The sequence below is a fragment of the Arcanobacterium phocae genome (genome assembly GCF_900105865.1).
Taxonomy (GTDB): domain Bacteria; phylum Actinomycetota; class Actinomycetes; order Actinomycetales; family Actinomycetaceae; genus Arcanobacterium; species Arcanobacterium phocae.
The window spans coordinates 1,986,029-1,998,242 of record NZ_LT629804.1 but is presented as its reverse complement, the minus strand read 5'-3'; the positions used below and the strand labels follow the sequence as shown (position 1 = coordinate 1,998,242).

At 49.1% G+C, this 12,214-nt stretch carries 14 protein-coding genes and 1 pseudogene; 6 read left to right on the top strand and 9 right to left on the bottom strand.

Annotation, left to right across the window (positions count from 1 at the left end):
* Positions 1 to 153: 153 nt before the first annotated feature.
* The 8 genes from BLT51_RS09005 to BLT51_RS08975 form a co-directional block, all read right to left on the bottom strand.
* Positions 154 to 567: a hypothetical protein gene (locus BLT51_RS09005; RefSeq protein ID WP_157672986.1), complete on the bottom strand. Its 414-nt coding sequence runs from the start codon at positions 565 to 567 to the stop codon at positions 154 to 156.
* Positions 540 to 2,057: an FtsX-like permease family protein gene (locus tag BLT51_RS09000; protein WP_091282407.1), complete on the bottom strand. Its 1,518-nt coding sequence runs from the start codon at positions 2,055 to 2,057 to the stop codon at positions 540 to 542. Before BLT51_RS09000 ends, BLT51_RS09005 begins: the two co-directional genes overlap by 28 nt.
* The gene (locus BLT51_RS09170) at positions 1,996 to 2,277 is read right to left on the bottom strand and encodes a hypothetical protein (RefSeq protein WP_157672985.1); all 282 of its coding nucleotides are present in this window, start codon (positions 2,275 to 2,277) and stop codon (positions 1,996 to 1,998) included. The genes BLT51_RS09000 and BLT51_RS09170 overlap by 62 nt, the downstream gene beginning before the upstream one ends.
* 117 nt (positions 2,278 to 2,394) lie before the next feature.
* Entirely contained in the window at positions 2,395 to 2,604 is a 210-nt protein-coding gene (locus BLT51_RS08995) for a hypothetical protein (RefSeq protein WP_091282405.1), read from the bottom strand.
* 289 nt (positions 2,605 to 2,893) lie between these two features.
* Positions 2,894 to 3,082, bottom strand: coding sequence for an ATP-binding cassette domain-containing protein (locus tag BLT51_RS09540; RefSeq protein ID WP_407922108.1), 189 nt, complete (start codon positions 3,080 to 3,082; stop codon positions 2,894 to 2,896).
* A 41-nt stretch (positions 3,083 to 3,123) separates the two neighbouring features.
* Positions 3,124 to 3,825: a response regulator gene (locus BLT51_RS08985; RefSeq protein ID WP_231943951.1), complete on the bottom strand. Its 702-nt coding sequence runs from the start codon at positions 3,823 to 3,825 to the stop codon at positions 3,124 to 3,126.
* 14 nt (positions 3,826 to 3,839) lie between these two features.
* A complete protein-coding gene (locus BLT51_RS08980; protein WP_172801350.1) occupies positions 3,840 to 4,241 on the bottom strand; it encodes a sensor histidine kinase in 402 nt (133 codons plus the stop codon).
* A gap of 22 nt (positions 4,242 to 4,263) precedes the next feature.
* Positions 4,264 to 5,013 (bottom strand): sensor histidine kinase, encoded by a 750-nt coding sequence (locus tag BLT51_RS08975; RefSeq protein ID WP_091282398.1) that lies wholly within the window; start codon positions 5,011 to 5,013, stop codon positions 4,264 to 4,266.
* Positions 5,014 to 5,027: 14 nt separating this feature from the next.
* On the opposite strand from BLT51_RS08975, the gene BLT51_RS09355 reads away from it, so the two are divergent.
* The 3 genes and pseudogenes from BLT51_RS09355 to BLT51_RS08970 all read left to right on the top strand — a co-directional run bounded on the left by BLT51_RS09355 (position 5,028) and on the right by BLT51_RS08970 (position 7,583).
* On the top strand, positions 5,028 to 5,360 hold the full coding sequence (locus BLT51_RS09355; protein ID WP_231943950.1) for a hypothetical protein: 333 nt from the start codon (positions 5,028 to 5,030) through the stop codon (positions 5,358 to 5,360).
* Positions 5,272 to 5,535 (top strand): annotated as a pseudogene (locus BLT51_RS09350) (hypothetical protein); the annotation flags it as partial. The gene BLT51_RS09355 and the pseudogene BLT51_RS09350, both read left to right, overlap by 89 nt.
* An 86-nt stretch (positions 5,536 to 5,621) precedes the next feature.
* Positions 5,622 to 7,583, top strand: coding sequence for an NAD-dependent DNA ligase LigA (locus BLT51_RS08970; protein ID WP_231943949.1), 1,962 nt, complete (start codon positions 5,622 to 5,624; stop codon positions 7,581 to 7,583).
* 9 nt (positions 7,584 to 7,592) lie between these two features.
* Here the strand turns inward: BLT51_RS08970 and BLT51_RS08965 are convergent, their stop codons facing one another.
* On the bottom strand, positions 7,593 to 8,852 hold the full coding sequence (locus BLT51_RS08965; RefSeq protein WP_091278410.1) for a phospholipase D-like domain-containing protein: 1,260 nt from the start codon (positions 8,850 to 8,852) through the stop codon (positions 7,593 to 7,595).
* Between the two features lie 56 nt (positions 8,853 to 8,908).
* On the opposite strand from BLT51_RS08965, the gene gatC reads away from it, so the two are divergent.
* The 3 genes from gatC to gatB are packed head-to-tail and all read left to right on the top strand — an operon-like array spanning position 8,909 to position 12,208.
* Positions 8,909 to 9,205 (top strand): Asp-tRNA(Asn)/Glu-tRNA(Gln) amidotransferase subunit GatC, encoded by a 297-nt coding sequence (gene gatC, locus BLT51_RS08960; RefSeq protein ID WP_091278408.1) that lies wholly within the window; start codon positions 8,909 to 8,911, stop codon positions 9,203 to 9,205.
* A gap of 15 nt (positions 9,206 to 9,220) precedes the next feature.
* On the top strand, positions 9,221 to 10,711 hold the full coding sequence (gene gatA / locus BLT51_RS08955; RefSeq protein ID WP_091282411.1) for an Asp-tRNA(Asn)/Glu-tRNA(Gln) amidotransferase subunit GatA: 1,491 nt from the start codon (positions 9,221 to 9,223) through the stop codon (positions 10,709 to 10,711).
* Between the two features lie 3 nt (positions 10,712 to 10,714).
* Positions 10,715 to 12,208 carry an Asp-tRNA(Asn)/Glu-tRNA(Gln) amidotransferase subunit GatB gene (gene gatB, locus BLT51_RS08950; protein ID WP_091278405.1) on the top strand — a complete coding sequence of 498 codons (1,494 nt, stop codon included), beginning with the start codon at positions 10,715 to 10,717 and terminating at the stop codon, positions 12,206 to 12,208.
* Positions 12,209 to 12,214 lie beyond the last annotated feature (6 nt).

Genomic DNA, 12,214 nt, shown 5'->3' with positions numbered 1-12,214 from the left:
GTCCAAATGATCGGCGTTACAACGATGCCGAGAACTATACCGATAGAGGTATCAATAACAACAAGTCCAAGACTTTCTGTCAGGTAGTTGCGTTTAATGCTCGTTGAAGACACTCCTAGACTCAATAAAAGACGGGTATCGTAATACTGCTGTTCATGTTGGAAAGCTGTGAGCAATAGCCGAGCAGATATTTGCGGCTATTAATACATAAGACACGAGGAACGATAACATCGGAATGGCCCAATTGGCTCGTTCAGCGGTAGCAAGAACATCTTGAGTAACACCCGCATCGACTCGGAAATCATCGGTAAGATTATCTGTCACTAAAGAGGTGCGGAAGTCGATGAAAAAAGCCGAAAAATCATACAGTTTAGTGGCATTTGCCCGTAGCCATAACTCACTGATCATCGTGGCAGAGTGCAACGATTGCAAATCAGATAATTCCATGACGATCCACGGGCCACTACTTTCAAGTATATCTAGATGGTGTACCTCGTTAGTATCGCCGGTAACTGATAACGAATCTCCTTCTGAAACTCCTAGGTTAAGCATGACATCTCGAGGCATAGAATGGACCCTTGTCTCGGAATATCTTTGTTTTCACCTCCGTCTTCACTGAAGTAGTGCTCAGCATCAGAGCGAGTAAATCCTCTGACTTCGAGGTTAATTGAATCTTCTGGAGAATCGGGCATTAAGGCATCTATCTCAGCATTATAGACAGAAAGATGGGATGCTACTCCTGGTTGCTTGATAGCAGAGTTGATGACACTATCGTTTAGTCCAGTTCCGGAATTTTTGTCGCTAACAACGCTCACATCAAATGGATTTATCTTATCCGCGATATGCTCTAATACGTGTGAAGAAGAAACATGCGTTGACACCAAAACAACCAACATCCCAACTCCCAAAACGATCAGGCGAGAGCTGAAAAAAGAATTACGGTAGGTATCTGAGATGTCTGCACGTTTCACTATTGCGCAACGAGTAAGTGAAGTTCGCGATTGCGATAGCTGTTGACGAAAGACCGTATGTATTATTTGCTGACCTAATAACACGAGAGCGCAGAAGAAGGCAATTGTTACAAGCGCACCAGCCGCGAGATACGAAGTCCACTGGCTAAAATCAGTCTCTTGGCGACTAGCAACGGCTGAAAACACCAGCAGAGTCGTCATAATGACGATTCCTGCTAGTCGGCGAGTGGCAAATTTTAGTGTCGAGGCTTCGATGTTGGATTTATTGTCGTAAAACAAAGGCGAGCCAGTTATCTGCCATGCGCAGGGAATTGCGGCTAAACATAAAATACCTAGCATCACTAATATCGCCTGGATACTCGTAAACAGTGATGGGTGATAATATGGCGAAAGAAATCGAGACCCAGGAATTAGTTGTAGTAAGACATGAAGAACTTTGCCGCTGATATGCCCAAGGAGGATCCCGGCAGCAACAGTGAGAATACCAACTAGTATTAGTTGTAGGCTCGCCAACAAGAAGATATGACTTTGTGTCGCCCCCATTGTGATAAGTAGTCGATAATCATCCGTTCGTGAACGTAATATTTTCCGCCCAGTGAAATACAGTGTAAGTAAGGTGCCAAGTGCCGGTAGGAACAAAATACCGTGTCCTGGACCAAGCAAGTTTGTTATGTAGAGCTGAGTTTCTGCTAGTATCTGCTCATATGTCTGTTCGCGAGTAATAACAATCGTTCCCGGGATACTGAGCAATGATTCTTTAAGGTCTTCTAGCGTTACGCCAGATTTTTTGAAAACATATACTCCCATTGCGTCGATTGGGAGTTTGCCATCAATGTTTTCCCATAATTCTCGCATATCGAGTCCAGCAATTGCATTTAAACAATGACTGGAAGTTCTCGTTGAGTGGACTATAAGAAATACAAGCCCCGCACGGTCATCTTTCGCAATGTCCCATGCTTTCCCCACACTAGGAATAGTAAGTAAAACTTCGTCTCCTACTGTTACTTCGAGGCTGGTTGCAATATCAACTGGTAAACGCAATTTCGTCCGTTGCAGTGGGGTAGGTACCTTCATGGAAATCTTCATTCCGTAGTGATTTAGGTGGGACGTTAAGTATGTTGAGGTGTGCTGCTCCAGAGGCGCTCATAACTGTTCCCCACAATGGTGTGGGTGAATGAGCAGAGCGCACCTGTGGAAGGCGTTCAACATCTGTTAAGAACTCATGACCTGGTATTTCATCGTTATAAACTATGATATCGGCATTAGTCAGCGAACTACGTGCAGAATGAGATTGCGACTGTTTCAATGTATTCTTGTCCTGCTAGTCCAATAAAGATCATCACTGTTGATAACAGAATGACCATAATAGGGAGTAAATACAATCGCCAAAATGCAACAACGTGCTCAAATACAAAACTAAGCATTATTCTGGCCGGTTGCTAGTTTCCTGAGCGAAGGCAAGGGACTCGAGGGAAGGATTAACTACCATTCCAGTGGGTTCTCCGTCGAGAAACAAATGAACATGGTCAGCATACGATGCGGCAAAGTTATTATGCGTTGACATAACAATTGAAATCTTGTACTCGCCGGTTACATCTCCGCAGACTGTCAAGCACAATTTCTGATGCTTCATGCCGTAAAAAACGTGTTGGTTCTTGTGCCAAAATCAGTTTTGTATTCTTCAATACCGCACGTGCAATGGCGACGCGCTGTAGGACATCAGCACTATTTTCTCGCGGATAGGACTGCAACTCTCGATGTAAACCAAAAGAATGGACGACATCGTCGTAGAGATCTTTATCGTACGGAAGCGATGAAAATAGTGTGTGCGAGTAATATGTTTTCTTTAATTGTTAGCGTGTCGACGACGTTTATGCTGGCTGAACACAAAAGCGACATCACCACTGCGAAGATCTGCCAGTTCATGCGAGGTGCTTTGAGTAATATCTATGCACCAGGTAATAACTTGTCCTTGTTGAAACTGGATACAGTCCACCCAAGACGTCTATCAACAGTGATTTAGAAGATCCGTTAGGGCCGAGGATAGCAGAGAACTTTCCGTTTTCGAATGACATCGAAACGTTTTTTATTTCACGATCTCGTGGCGTCATGTGAGCATGTACCGAGACGTCGATTAGCTGTGCAATAGTCATTAGTTAGTTAGAGATCTCCTTGTCCTGGAGTAACGATCCCAGCCTCGTATGCTACTACAACGGCTTTGGACTCGATCTCGAACTCCTAGCTTGGCAAAAATACGAGTAACGTGAGTTTTGACTGTCGCCTCAGCGACAAATAAACGTTCCGCAATTTCAGTATTTGTTAGTCCACGAGCAATAAGATGGAAAACCTCGCGTTCCCGATCGGTTAAAACATCAAGGATTGCAGGACAACTCGCATGTATCCGATATGTTTCGCTTGCTAATCTATCAACGAGCCGGCGAGTAGTGGAGGGGGCAATAACTGCATCCCCACGATATATTGTTCGGATAGCCTCAATCATACGTTCAGTTGGAGCATCTTTGAGGAGAAACCCCGAGGCGCCGGCTCGAATTCCTTCCATCATGTAGTCATCTTCATCGAACGTAGTCAAGATGATGATCTTTGGATCGACTCCAGTGGGAAGTTTGGTACTAGTAATTTGCCGCGTCGCTGTCAGTCCGTCCATACCTTCCATCCTGACGTCCATGAGAATGACATCCACAGGTACAGACTGTAACCGATTGAGGGCTTGTTGGCCGTCACTTGCTGAAAGTACGACTTGCATGTCATCTAGCGAATCAATAACCATCGTCAGACCAGAACGCATGAGATCCATATCATCAACGAGGCCAACACGAATCTTATTTTCTGTCACCGTGGGTTCCTTTCTTAGGGCTTTCTATCGTAGGGGATTGTTGCCCGCACAATAAAACCGCCACCAGGACGTGCCCCCGCATCTAGTGTGCCACCAAAGAGGGCTGCACGTTCAGTCATGCCAATAATTCCGTTACCTTTTCCATCATTTGGAACGGAAGCACCGCGGCCATTATCTATGACAGATAATGTGACTTCAGTCTCATGCCATTCTAATTTAATCACGATTGAGATTTGAGGGCCACCATGCTTCATTGCATTAGTAACGGATTCTTGGCAGATACGATACAACACGTTTCCGATTCCTGCTGGTAGGGAGTGTATCGAACCAAGCTGAATGAACGCTATGTTATATCCAGACTCTTTAACGCGAGAGACCAAACTATCAATGTCATGAGTAACTGGTTGTGGTGACAAATCTGAGGTGTCTTCACTGGGCTCACGTAAAAACACCAACAATCGACCGAATATCGGTTAAGGCAGCACGACTCATATCGGCAATTGTGTCTAGCGCGTGCAAAGCTTGCTCTGGATTCTTGCGTCCAGCATAACGACCGCCATCAGCTTGTGCAATCACTACCCCTAACGTGTGCGCAACGATATCGTGCAAATCCCGTGCGATACGAGTACGTTCACGTACGACAGCGCCATGCTGATTTTCTATCGTTTCTTGCTGTAATAGGTTTTGGGCTGCTTGAAATTTTAGAGCTTGATCGAGCTGTGAACGACGGGCTAAACCTGCCAATGCCGTTGTTCCTACAAGGCCAAGAAGACAAATAAAGAATGTCGCGTCTTGCCACGTGTGGCGGGGCAAATATTGGACCCATAATAGTCCTAGAGCCCCCAACGCAGATAAAATAACTATGATTGCTATTGCTAACCGAGCATGAACGCTGGCGGAATAGACCATGATAAGTACGATAACATCTAACGCCATCAAAGCACTGGGGTAAAATAGGCATCTAAATAATAAATAGACAATGAAAATAATATTCGCCGGATTAGCATCGGATCGCCGAACTGAGACGATTGCGGCACCACTGACACTCAGGAGCCATAATTGGACAATCTGAATAGGTGAAAGTGATGAATATGAGATTAACAATGGGATACAACCAGTTATCCCAACAAAGCTAGCGAAAGCTGTGTCAGATAAACTCGGGGACCTATTAAACTCTTCCATGGTCATACAATGTAGGATACGTGTTTTTCGATACGATGGGATATGTGGACGTGGAGAATTTTGATCAAGCCAAGAAGCGGTGGCATGTACTAGCGCCCCAACTACTACATGCTCAAGATGTGTACTATTCCAGCGGTGGTCAAGTAATGGTAGACGCTACCTACGATATGTTGATGCGTGAGCTACGTCAGTTAGAAGAACGTTTCCCGCAGTTATGGTCTCCCGATTCGCCGTCAACGAAAGTGGGTGCCAAACCGGTGCGGAATGGACTTCCCTCAGTTACTCACATACAACGGATGTATTCCTTGCAAGATGTTTTTTTCCCGTGCAGAATTAGCAGAATGGTTTGCTAACGTCAGTCAAGAATTGCCTGCTCAGGCGCACTTCACTACTGAGGTGAAGATCGATGGGCTGGCGTTGAATCTGACCTATCGAAACGGTGAGCTTGAACGCGCCGCTACTCGCGGTGATGGTGTGACAGGAGAAGACGTTACCCGTAACGTACGTGCCATTAGCACAATCCCGCATCACTTGCAGGGCAATAACTGGCCAGCTCTCATCGAAATACGCGGGAAGTCTTTTTCCCGGTTCGTGCATTCGAAGAATATAACCGGTTGGTCGATGAGCGAAACGGTCAGATTGATGAAAAGAATCAGCGGATCGCGCAGGCGAATAAAACTATTGCGGCTCGCAACCGACGTATTCGCCAAGAGAATGCTCAATTGTCGCAATCAGAATGGACACCAGAAATTCCGACGAAGCGTCGCGAGGCACACATTAAGAAGTTCGTAAATCCGCGCAACGCGGCATCAGGAACGATGCGCCAAGAAGATAGTTCCTCGCTTGCCTTGCGCTCGCTCGACTTCATCGCTCATGGCATTGGAGAAATTCAAGGGGCTAGTGACGAGTTGGCCGACGCATTCTCCCGACAAGAAGGCGTCTACCGGGCATTCAAAGAATGGGGTCTGCCAGTCTCTGAGGTTACTCAGACGTTGTCCACCCTTGAAGAAATTAACGCATTCTTGGATTTTTACCAGCACGCGAGAGATTCGTTAGCTTTTGAATTCGATGGCGTAGTGATCAAAATCGACGATCGATCAATACAAGAACAGCTGGGATATACCACGCGCGTTCCGCGCTGGGCCGTAGCCTACAAGTTCCCGCCAACCGAGGTACAAACACGGTTACTTGACATTCGCGTCCAAGTAGGACGCACCGGGCGAGTCACCCCATATGCAGTCATGACCCCAGTATTTGTAGACGGCTCTACCGTATCTCAAGCAACATTGCATAACCCGTCGGAAGTCGCCCGTAAAGGTGTGAAGATTGGTGACGTCGTCGTCGTCCGCAAAGCTGGCGATATTATTCCAGAAGTTGTGGGCCCGATTGAAAGTGAACGGGACGGCACCGAAGTTGATTTCGTGATGCCAACGACGTGCCCAGATTGCGGCGCACCAATCGCCGCGATAACTGAAGGCGACGTCGACATGCGGTGTACCAACCAGCGGTCCTGCCCAGCTCAATTGACTCAACGGGTCGCCCATATCGGTTCACGCGGCGCACTCGATATTGAAGGTCTCGGTGAAGAATCAGCAACCTGGTTGTGTAACCCGGACAAGAACCGTGCCGATGCATTAATGGCATTAGCCACTGGGCGCGCCGTCATGGTTGAAGATGATCAGGGACATCAGCATACGATCCGACTGTCTAACCAAAAACTAGCCGACTTCGGCATTGTTGATTCCCATGGTGCCATCGTGGATCATCGAGATATCATTCCCGAACCTCTGCTAGACCAGCTTGGTATTCCACATGCGCAACGCCCAGTTTTGCACACTGAGGCGGACTTGTTCCATCTTACCGCTGAGCAGGTAAAAGACGTGTGGGTTTGGCAACCAGTCAAACGCGCCGGTGAACCAACTGGGGATTGGAAATATGTGCGTGCGGCTTGGACTAAGCCTCAATGGAGCGGACGGGGAACCGAACGAGTGATCAGTAAGCCTTCCGCACCCGGCAAGAATCTTTTGATGATTCTTGAGCAACTCGAAGCCGCGAAAACCAAAGACCTATGGCGCAAGATTGTGGCTCTCAATATTCGGCACGTTGGCCCAGTCGCATCCCAAGCGCTCGCGGAGGAATTCGATTCGCTAGCACTCATGCGGCAAGCAAGCCTTGCCCAGTTATCCGACGTCGATGGGGTAGGAGACATCATCGGTTCGTCATTCCTCAACTGGTTTGAGGAACCGTGGCATCTGAATATTGTTGACCGATGGCAGGACGCTGGTGTTGATTTTGTGCGACAAGAACAGCACACTGCGGTTGCCCAAACTCTTTCTGGCCTCACAATCGTTGCCACCGGATCGCTGACGAATTTCACGCGCGATGGTGTAAAGGAAGCAATTAACGCGGCCGGTGGTAAAGCAACTGGATCGGTATCGAAGAAAACTGACGTCGTCGTCGTCGGCGATAATGCTGGATCTAAAGCTGCTAAAGCCGAAGAACTCGGGATTCCAATCCTGACTGAAGAACAGTTCGAAGAACTTCTCGCCACTGGAGTTATGCCGGCAACAAACTAACGCTGGAGTCTAAACGAACGGCGCCAAGGGTTTCATGAGTTTCTCAGCTAACCACGCTAGTGTGGTGCGAGAATCCCATGATTCACGAGTTAGCTCGATGCAATTCGTGAGATCAAGTCGGAACGTTTCTTCCATAATCTCAGCAACGCCCGGATCGAAGATTTCCGCGTTAGCCTCGTAATTGCCGGCCATTGATAGGCGATCAAAATTCGCGGTACCAACGGTTGTCCAAATTCCGTCGACGGTCATCGTTTTGGCGTGTACCATCGCGTCTTTGTATAAGAAAATACGGCATCCGCCGGCAAGCAATTCTGAGTAATGCGGGCGTCCTACCCAGTCTGAAATAATGTGATTAGAATACTGCGGAATCAAAATCCGCACATCCACCCCGCGCTTAGCAGCATTGATTAGTGATTCCTTGATCGCATAGTCAGGGATGAAGTATCCCATCGTGATCCAAACATTTTTCGAGGCGCGATTGATCGTATCTAGATACATTGCCCGGATTGGGTACGAGCGATAGGCCGGAACATTCTGGGAAACCGTAAAAGTTGAGACCCAGCTGCGAACTACATCATCTGGTAGTGCTGGTTGGGAATGCGAACGGTAAACATTCCACATATCGATAAAAGCATTTTCAAGTTCCCAGGTTCGCGGGCCGCATACCCGAATGTGGGTGTCACGCCAGTGGTCGGCGTACAACCGGCCGATATTGTATCCGCCAACAAATCCGATTTTGCCATCAATAACGAGTATTTTGCGGTGGTCAAAACCCGAATCTTTAGAACGGGTAGTGAACATCCATGGGCGTAACAATGGGAATCTAATGACGTGTAAGTTCGGAAGTTCTGGAAATCGGCGTGACTTTGGATCTTGGTTGAGGTTGCCAAGGGTGTCCAGAATAATGAATACGTCCACTCCGCGTTCGGCAGCGTCGATGAGCGCAGTGCGGAAGCGGTATCCGACGTCGTCGGCTTTGATAATGTATGTTTCGAAATAAACTCGGTCAGTTGCCGATTCGATGGCAGCGATCATGTCGTCATACAGATGATTTCCAAATGTGTAAACTGTCACTTCGGAATCTGACACGCGGGCGGTGCGCGGCGGTAGATGAGGAAACTCACCTGTTTGTGGATTTCGACGTTTCCGTTGCGCATCAACAGCGATAATTGCGCCCAATGCTGCGATTTGTGCGCTCAAACCGGCGAGTAACGTAAATTTCACTACTCGCTTTGCTGATGACGCAGGACGATTCTTCCAAAAAGACATGCCATTAGTTTACGATACGTTTCGCCACAAATGGGTGGGGAAGATACCATTGAGGTATGTCGACATTTTCAAAAGAAGAGGTTGCCCGGTTGGCAGACCTCGCGCGTATTTCGCTAAGTGAACAAGAATTAGAGCAATTTGCGGCTGAACTCGAAGTTATCAACGAGTCTGTTTCGCGACTAAAAGAAGTCGTTAGCCCTGATATTCCAGCCACGTCCCATCCTATTCCGCTCACAAACGTGTGGCGTGACGATGAGGTTGTTCCAGGCTTGGACCGGGACGAAGTTTTGGCCATGGCACCGCATGCTGAAGATGGCAAGTTTGGTGTTCCAGCAATCTTGGGTGAGGAGTAAACCGTGGTAACAGATATGCATAAAAAATCTGCTTGGGAACTTGCAGAGTTGTTGCGTGCCGGCGAGATTACGTCCGTTGAATTGACGACGACGTTCCTCGATCGTATTGCGGCATTGAATCCAAAAATGAATGTGTATTTGGCGGTGGATCGCGAAGGCGCGCTTGCTGAAGCACAAGCAGTCGATGCGGACCGTGCAGCCGGCAAGGAATTGCCGTTCTTTGCGGGGGTCCCGGTGGCATTAAAAGACAACATGTGCCAGCACGGCGTGCCAACAACCGCGGCTTCGAAGATGCTCGAGGGCTGGTTGCCGCCATACGATGCTACTGTTGTGCGGTTGCTTAAAGAGGCACGACTACCAATTTTGGGTCACACTAATATGGACGAGTTTGCAATGGGCTCGTCCACAGAGCATTCGGCTTTCGGGCCAACGCAAAATCCGTGGGGTCATGATCTGATCCCAGGTGGTTCCGGTGGCGGCTCGGCAGCGGCTGTCTCGGGTTATTTGGCTCCGTGGGCGTTGGGGTCCGACACAGGTGGTTCTATTCGTCAGCCAGGCGCTATGACCGGTACGGTTGGTGCCAAGCCAACATACGGTGCAGTTTCGCGCTACGGAATCATTGCCATGGCGTCGTCTTTGGACCAAGTTGGTCCGGTTGCTCGTGATGTTCGAGATGCAGCAGCACTGCAGGAAATCATCAGCAAGCACGACCCGTTCGATTCGACGTCGTTATCCAACGATTTTTCCAACCTTGTTGCTGCTGTGGACGAAGGCGGAGAACTGGGTGATCTTTCCGGGGTAACTTTCGGTATTGTCAAGGAACTAGACGGAGAAGGTTTCGCTCCTGGCGTTCTCGATACTTTCCACGACCTTGTCGCGAAGCTCAAAGCAGCCGGTGCGCAGTTTGTTGAGGTTTCGTGTCCATCATTCGATTACGCGATGGCAGCGTACTATTTGATCATGCCAGCTGAAATGTCATCAAATTTGGCGCGTTACGACGGCGTTCGGTTCGGCAACCGGGTTTTGCCTAAAGAAGGTCCAGTTACTGCTGAAACGATGATGTCAGCAACACGTGAAGCCGGGTTCGGTACTGAAGTTAAGCGCCGTATCATTCTGGGAACCTATGCATTGTCAGCTGGTACTTACGATGCGTATTATGGCTCGGCGCAACGTGTTCGTACGCTGGTACAACGTGATTTGGCAGCCGCATACCAGCAGGTCGATGTTTTGCTGACGCCGGCAACACCAACTGTCGCGTTCAAGTTTGGTGAAAAGCTTGACGACCCGTTGGCTATGTATAAGAACGATATGACAACCATTCCAGCAAACTTGGCGGGTGCTCCAGCAATGACAGTGCCGGTTGGTTTGTCTGAAGGATTACCAGTTGGTGTCCAAATTATGGCACCAACATTTGAGGATGCACGCATGTACAAGGTAGCAGCGATGGTGGAGAAGGTTGCCGATCCGGCGGCCTCGCATCCGGCTATGGATATGTGGGAGGACTGAACAATGACTGAACTGATGGAATATGCAGACGTCGTCGCTAATTTTGATCCGGTTTTGGGTATCGAAGTTCACGTCGAACTATCAACGAAAACTAAAATGTTCGATGGCGCTCCAAACGCGTTTGGTGGCGATCCGAACACGTTGATTACCCCGGTGTCCCTAGGCCTGCCAGGATCACTTCCGGTGGTAAACAAGAAAGCTATCGAATACGCGATCAAATTAGGCCTGGCACTTAACTGTTCGATCGCAGAATCGTGCCGGTTCGCGCGTAAGAACTATTTCTACCCTGATTTGGCAAAGAACTTCCAGACCTCGCAATCTGATGAGCCACTCGCTTATGACGGCTACCTCGATATCGAGCTTGACGACGGCGAAGTTTTCCGTGTCAACATTGAGCGTGCACACGTCGAAGAGGACGCCGGTAAGAACACCCATATCGGTGGCGAAGGGAGAATCCACGGCGCAGATCATTCGTTGGTTGATTACAACCGTGCGGGCGTTCCACTCGTTGAGATCGTTACCCGTCCGATTGAAGGATGCGGCGATCGGGCTCCAGAGGTAGCGGCCAAGTATGTGCAGACTATCCGTGATATTGCTCGTGCGATCGGGGTTTCGGAAGCCCGAATGGAACGCGGCAATGTTCGTGCTGATATCAACGTCTCGTTGCGCAAGACCCCGGATTCCCCATTGGGTACGCGTACCGAAACAAAGAATGTTAATTCGTTCCGCTCGATTGCTGCCGCCGTAGAGTTTGAAATGTGCCGGCAAGGAGCAATCTTGTCTCATGGTGACAAGGTCCTTCAAGAAACCCGTCATTTCCAGGAGCTCGACGGGACAACGTTGCCGGGGAGGCCTAAGTCCGATGCGGACGACTACCGGTATTTCCCGGAGCCAGATTTGGTGCCGCTGGCGCCGGCTCGCGAATGGATCGAAGAATTGCGTGCTACCTTGCCAGAACTACCGGAGCAGAAACGCCGTCGTCTGCTTGGTGAGTGGGGTGTTTCAGCGAAGGAAATGCGCGACATCGTTAATGCAGGTGCGTTGGTTTTGATCGAAGATTCGGTTAAAGCTGGTGCAACATCGGCTGGTGCGCGTAAATGGTGGATGGGCGAACTTGCCCGCTACGCGAAAGATAATGAGCTTGAGTTGGCGAATGTGCCGGTATCTAGCGAACAGGTTGCTGAGCTTGATGGCTTGGTTGAGTCTGGCAAGCTGACAGATAAGTTGGCCCGTCAGGCGTTGGCAGGTGTTTTAGCAGGCGAAGGTTCGCCGGCTGAGGTTGTTGCCGCACGTGGTTTGGAAATTGTTAGCGACGACGGCGCGCTCACGGCAGCTGTTGATGAAGCGCTGGCGGCAAACCCGGATGTTGTGGAGAAGATCCGCAGCGGTAAGGTGCAGGCGGCGGGTGCGATCGTCGGCGCTGTTATGAAGGCAACTCACGGCAAGGCGGATGCCGCCCGCGTGCGTGAACTTATTATGGAGCGTGTTCAGCTCTAACCAGTA

Bases quoted from the DNA above. Each gene is read 5' to 3' on its own strand.
- gatB (WP_091278405.1), top strand. From the start codon at position 10,715: ATGACTGAACTGATGGAATATGCAGACGTCGTCGCTAATTTTGATCCG.
- BLT51_RS08975 (WP_091282398.1), bottom strand. From the start codon at position 5,013: ATGACCATGGAAGAGTTTAATAGGTCCCCGAGTTTATCTGACACAGCT.
- gatC (WP_091278408.1), top strand. From the start codon at position 8,909: ATGTCGACATTTTCAAAAGAAGAGGTTGCCCGGTTGGCAGACCTCGCG.
- BLT51_RS09540 (WP_407922108.1), bottom strand. From the start codon at position 3,082: ATGACGCCACGAGATCGTGAAATAAAAAACGTTTCGATGTCATTCGAA.
- BLT51_RS09005 (WP_157672986.1), bottom strand. From the start codon at position 567: ATGCCTCGAGATGTCATGCTTAACCTAGGAGTTTCAGAAGGAGATTCG.
- BLT51_RS08995 (WP_091282405.1), bottom strand. From the start codon at position 2,604: ATGAAGCATCAGAAATTGTGCTTGACAGTCTGCGGAGATGTAACCGGC.
- BLT51_RS09000 (WP_091282407.1), bottom strand. From the start codon at position 2,057: ATGAAGATTTCCATGAAGGTACCTACCCCACTGCAACGGACGAAATTG.
- BLT51_RS08965 (WP_091278410.1), bottom strand. From the start codon at position 8,852: ATGTCTTTTTGGAAGAATCGTCCTGCGTCATCAGCAAAGCGAGTAGTG.
- gatA (WP_091282411.1), top strand. From the start codon at position 9,221: ATGCATAAAAAATCTGCTTGGGAACTTGCAGAGTTGTTGCGTGCCGGC.